The organism is Sphingobium sp. MK2 (assembly GCF_040170545.1).
GTDB lineage: Bacteria > Pseudomonadota > Alphaproteobacteria > Sphingomonadales > Sphingomonadaceae > Sphingobium.
The window spans coordinates 1-2,277 of the sequence record NZ_JAZDXA010000090.1; the positions used below are offsets into that span (position 1 = coordinate 1).

Consider the following 2,277-nt stretch of genomic DNA (forward strand, 5'->3'; position numbering starts at 1 on the left):
CGCGGGATGGAGCAGCCCGGTAGCTCGTCAGGCTCATAACCTGAAGGTCGTAGGTTCAAATCCTACTCCCGCAACCACCGAAACCGACATTCCACAAAGCCCCGACGCGAAAGCGCCGGGGCTTTGTGCATTCTCGGCCAATCGACGCTGTTCGATCCACTCCAGGATCCTGCCAAACTCGCCGTACAGCATGGCGTTGATCGCACCGCGTTTCGCGCCGGGCGTGAGCTCGATGCGCTCGATCAGTGCCCGCAACGCATCAGCGGATTCCTGGCGCTCTTCCGGCTGCGATAGTGCATGCGTCAGTCGCTCGACCTTGCGCCGATATATCTCGGAGATGTTGGGATGGATGTCGGGCACATCCGCCGGTGCCGCGGCGAGCCGTGCGCGGATCGCATCCTCCTGCGCTTCCAGCTCCAGCAAATGATCGACAAGCGTGCGCGTGCCTTTGCCTTCTTCGGCCAGCTTGACGACCCCCTTGATCGACTTGAGGACTTTCTGCAGGTCAGTTTGATCGGCGATTTCTGACGCCCGGCGCTGGTGGTTGATCCGGTTGCTCTCGTCGACATAGGTTCGAATGGCCTCTGCCGCGACTTCGGGGGTCATCATGCGATCGCGCAGACCATCAAGGACGCGCGATTCCAGCTTGTCGCGCGTAATGCTATGCCCGTTCGAGCAGCTTTTCGTATCAACATGGTTCGAACAGGCAAACCGCCCCTGCCCGCGAAGGGAATAAGGACCGCCGCAGCAGCCGCAGTAAACCAGGCCGGAGAGTAGGCTTTTCGGGCGATGCGTGCGATTAAGAGCTGTATGGGCGGAGCGGGTTGCCTCGATGACGTCGGCATATTGGATCGCGATATTCTCTTGCCTCGCCTTCACGGCCTGCCAGAGTTCTTCATCCACGATCCGCAGGTCAGGAACCTCGGTCACAATCCATTCGGATTTGGGATTGATGCGGGAGACCCGCTTGCCGGTTTGCGGGTTCTTCAGATAGCGCAGCCGGTTCCAGACGAGCTTGCCGATATAGAGTTCATTGTTGAGCAGGCCGGTGCCGCGCTTTACGTGGCCGCGGATCGTGGTCGATGTCCAGAGCTTGCCCGTTGGTGCTGAAATCCCGGAGTCATTCAGGCGGCAGGCAATTGCGTGGGGGCTGAGCCCGTTGGCGAACTGTCGGAAAACCTGGCGAATGACTTCAGCTTCGGCGGCATTGATGCTGCGCTCACCGTGGACCGGTTCGCCTTCGCTGGAGAAGCGCCGCACGACGTCATAGCCAAAGCAAAGCCCGCCCCCGGATTTGCCCTTCTCGACGCGGCCGCGCAGACCGCGATGGGTCTTCTTTGCAAGATCCTTGAGGAACAGCGCGTTCATAGTGCCCTTGAGGCCGACATGCAGTTCAGAAACTTCACCCTCGGCCAGGGTGACGATCTTCACGCCGGCGAACTGGAGATTCTTGTAAAGCGTGGCGACGTCGGCCTGGTCGCGCGACACGCGATCCAACGCCTCGGCAAGCAGAATGTCGAAGCGCCCCATCTGCGCATCCTGCAAAAGTGACTGGATGCCGGGACGGAGTATGACGCTCGCGCCGGAGATCGCTGCATCCTTATAGTTGGCGACAATTCTCCAGCCTTCGCGCGCCGCTTGTTCACGGCATATCAAAAACTGGTCGTCGATGGATGCAGGGCTCTGCTTGTCGTCGGAATAGCGGGCATACAGCGCTACGCGGGGCATTCGGAGTCTCCAGAGGTGAGCTTTGGGGTCAGTCTACAGATTTGACCATTCTTGCCAATCTGAGGAAGATATCAAAATTAGAGCGCGCTTTTATGCTGTCGCGGGAATTCCGCCCCCACACTGCACAGGGGGTCTGGGATGCCGGAATCGATAAGCTAGCGGCGAGCTGCCAATGGCCTTCGTTCGCTTTTCGTCACCAAATACTCGTTTCCCGGGTGCAGTCCGTCTTCTGCTAACCCGGCGGGAGTCGACCAGACCCGGCCGTACAAAAGCCGAACCGATCTACGTCCGGTTCCGCCGGAAGCGGACGATCGAGCCGAGGGAAGCAGACCATCGGCTTTGCGCCCTACAATCAGTCGTTCAGCCCGCATTCGGAGCGGCTTAAAAGCGGCCGTCTGTTCATGTCGCCCTGAGGCCTTATACCAACGAGCATTGATCAGAACCCATGCGCCCATTGGCGCAGACCGATGGACATGATGCGCCATATGTGGACGGCCCCCTCCCTGCAAGATTTGGCAGATAATATTGATCGGATCGCTTGCGTTCATA

The 2,277-nt window shown here is 59.3% G+C and carries 1 protein-coding gene, 1 tRNA gene and 1 pseudogene; 2 read left to right on the forward strand and 1 reads right to left on the reverse strand.

From position 1 onward, the window contains the following. Together V2I08_RS20320 and V2I08_RS20325 are read left to right on the forward strand one after the other, a co-directional pair. Positions 1-77, forward strand: a tRNA-Met gene (locus tag V2I08_RS20320). A 220-nt stretch (positions 78-297) separates the two neighbouring features. Next, entirely contained in the window at positions 298-528 is a 231-nt protein-coding gene (locus tag V2I08_RS20325) for a hypothetical protein (protein ID WP_349636563.1), read from the forward strand. A gap of 147 nt (positions 529-675) precedes the next feature. Here V2I08_RS20325 and V2I08_RS20330 read toward each other — a convergent pair. Beyond that, positions 676-1,728 (reverse strand): annotated as a pseudogene (locus V2I08_RS20330) (recombinase family protein); the annotation flags it as partial. Positions 1,729-2,277 lie beyond the last annotated feature (549 nt).